A 2,145-nucleotide genomic window follows, 5' to 3' on the forward strand; every position below is an offset into this window, starting at 1 on the left:
GCGGGCGTCCGACAGGCGCTCGACCAGCAGCAGGCCGACGCCCTCCGACCAGCCCGTGCCGTCGGCGGCCTCGGCGAACGGCTTGCAGCGTCCGTCGGGCGCGAGGCCGCGCTGCCGCGAGAACTCGACGTACGACGTCGGGCCGGCCATCACGGTCACGCCGCCGGCCAGCGCGAGATCGCACTCGCCCGAGCGCAGCGCGCCCGCGGCCATGTGCAGGGCCACCAGGGACGACGAGCACGCCGTGTCGACGGTCACCGCCGGGCCTTCGAGCCCCAGTGTGTACGACACCCGGCCGGAGGCGACGCTGCCCGCGTTGCCGCTGGCCAGGTACCCCTCCAGGTCCTCAGGGACGCTGTCCGCCTGGGAGCCGTAGTCGTGGTACATCACGCCGGTGAACACACCGGTGCGGCTGCCGCGCAGCGACGCCGGGACGATGCCGGCGTTCTCCAGGGTCTCCCAGGCGGTCTCCAGCAGCAGCCGCTGCTGCGGGTCGGTGGCGAGGGCTTCACGCGGCGACATCCCGAAGAACTCGGGGTCGAACCGGTCGGCGTCGTGCAGGAACCCGCCGCCCCGGGTGTACGTCGTGCCGGTGTGGTCCGGGTCCGGGTGGTAGAGGTTCTCCAGGTCCCAGCCGCGGTTCGTCGGGAACTCGGTGACGGCGTCGACGCCGTCGGCGACGAGCCGCCACAGGTCCTCCGGGCCGGTGACGCCACCCGGGTAGCGGCAGGCCATGCCGACGATCGCGATCGGCTCCAGCGACGAGGAGTCCGCGGCCACCACGGCCGGGGCCGCCTCGGACGCCGAGCCGAACAGCTCCGCGTCCAGGTGCGCGGCGAGCGCGGCCGGGTTGGGGTGGTCGAAGACCAGCGTGCTCGGCAGCCGCAACCCGGTCACCTTGTTGAGCTGGTTGCGCAGCTCGACGGCGGTGAGGGAGTCGAAGCCGATCTCCTGGAAGGCCCGTTCGGCGGCGACGGCACCCGCGTCGGCGTGGCCGAGCACCGCGGCCACCTGCGCCCGCACCAGGTCCGTGAGCGCCTGCCGGCGCTCGTCCGGCGACAGGCCGGCGAACCGCTCCGCCAGCGGCGACCCGGTGTCCCGGCCGCCCGCCGAGGCCGTGGCCGTGCGGTGCGGAGCCGCCGGGACGAGTCCGCGCAGCAGCGGCTGCGGCTCGTCCTGCCGGCGCAGCGCGGCCGTGTCGAGCCGGGTGACGGCCAGGACGGCCTCGCCGGTGGCGGGGGCGGCGTCGAACAGGTCCATCGCGTCGTCCGACGACAGCGGCAGCAGCCCCGTGCGCTCGATGCGCTTGAGGTCGGTCTCGTCGAGGCCGCCGCTGATGGTGCTGGCCTCGGCCCACAGTCCCCAGGCGAGGCTGGTGGCGGGCAGGCCGTGGGCGCGGCGGTGCTGGGCGAGAGCGTCGAGGAAGGTGTTGCCGGCGGCGTAGTTGGCCTGTCCGGCGTTGCCGATGAGGCCGGCGATCGACGAGTAGAGCACGAAGGCCGTCAGGTCCCGGTCCTTCGTCAGCTCGTGCAGGTTCCAGGCCGCGTCGACCTTGGGCTGGAGCACCTTCGCCAGCCGCTGGGGCGTCAGGTCCGTGAGGACCGTGTCGTCGAGGACGCCGGCGGTGTGGACGACCGCGGTCAGCGGCCGGTCGTCCGGGATGCCGGCGAGTACGGCGGTCAGGGCGTCCCGGTCGGCGGCGTCGCAGGCGGCGAAGGTGACGTCGGCGCCCAGTGCGGTGAGTTCGTCGTGCAGCTCCCGGGCGCCGGGGGCGTCGATGCCCCGGCGGGAGAGCAGGAGCAGGTGCCGGGCGTCGTGCCGCGTGACGAGGTGCCGGGCCAGGAAGCCGCCGAGGGCTCCGGTGGCGCCGGTGACGAGGACGGTGCCGCCGTCCCAGCGGGGAGGAGTCTGCGTGTCCTTGGCGGTGCTGCGGGCCAGTTGGGGTGTGAGCACGGTGGTGCCGCGTACGGCGGCTTGCGGGACGTCGGGGGAGACGTGCCGCGGGTCGAGGGTGTCCGTGTCGCGGTCGACGAGGACGATGCGGCCGGGGTTCTCGGTCTGGGCGACCCGGACCAGGCCCCACACACCGGCGTGCGCGAGATCCGTGACGTCCTCGCCGTCACCGGTCGCCACCGCGCCCCGCGT

At 74.8% G+C, this 2,145-nt stretch carries 1 protein-coding gene; it reads right to left on the reverse strand.

What is annotated here, in order from left to right:
* Positions 1–2,145: type I polyketide synthase (locus H0H10_RS07965; protein WP_262506242.1), on the reverse strand; the 2,145-nt coding region annotated here is incomplete at both ends.

This window comes from Streptomyces griseicoloratus (genome assembly GCF_014534645.1).
Lineage (GTDB): Bacteria > Actinomycetota > Actinomycetes > Streptomycetales > Streptomycetaceae > Streptomyces > Streptomyces griseicoloratus.